This is a genomic window from Haladaptatus ordinarius, from assembly GCF_054177595.1.
Genome location: NZ_JBPEHH010000282.1, coordinates 1 through 899 on the forward strand (window position 1 = coordinate 1; position 899 = coordinate 899).

Annotated in this window: 1 pseudogene; it reads left to right on the top strand. The window is 52.6% G+C overall.

Features of this window, described 5'->3' with window-relative positions:
* Nucleotides 1-114: 114 nt before the first annotated feature.
* Nucleotides 115-747, top strand: a pseudogene (locus ACR3FF_RS27205) (IS5 family transposase); the annotation flags it as partial.
* Nucleotides 748-899: the final 152 nt, after the last annotated feature.

An 899-nucleotide genomic window follows, 5' to 3' on the forward strand; every position in this document is an offset into this window, starting at 1 on the left:
CGTGGACAAATTCACTGAACGCCCAAGAAACAGACATTGACTGGCGATTCACATCCGAAGATGCACGAATCAAACTACGCCGACTTTATCCTACAATTGATAGTTGACAATGCACTAGACTCAATCCCTGCCCCCTCGACGCTCTGTAAGGCGTTCGCCCGCTTGGAGATGGCTGTCTGGCGGGTGTTACTGAACGTCTCGCTCACGGATTTGCCGGTCAACGGTGTCACCGGCATCGATGCATCCGGGTTTGAGCGGGCGCATGCCTCAACTCACTACACGAAGCGAACGAACCTCACCATCCAGCAGTTGAAGACGACGCTGTTGATCGATACGGCGACCAACGCCGTTCTCGACATTCACGTAACGACGACACGAAAACACGATACGCAGATCGCACCACAGGTAGTGAAACGGAACGCAGCCTCCATCGCGGTGTTGACCGGTGACAAGGGATATGACGACCAGAAGCTCCGGCATCTCGCCCGGAATCACGATATTCGGCCACTCATCAAGCACCGTGAGTTCACACCCCTCCACAAGGCGTGGAATGCTCGGCTGGACAACGTTCTTTACCATCGACGGAACATGAACGAGACAGTCAACGCGGCGATCAAACAGAAATTCGGGGCATTCGTGCGGTCACGCCGCTGGTGGAAGCAGTTCCGCGAACTCGTTATCAAGTGCGTCGTTTACAATCTGGAGCGAAGCCTCGCCATTTCACACGAGGGAGGCGAATGCCCGTGATTCCGAGAGCAACGGACTGCTGAATACAGAGCATGAGGGCGCAGTAAAAAGGGGCACGATTTGACGACTCATAGGCCACAAGTGAGCATTGAGTAACTTATTAAAATTATTTACAATAGCTATACATTGCTTCAACCCTATTAGTTGCTATA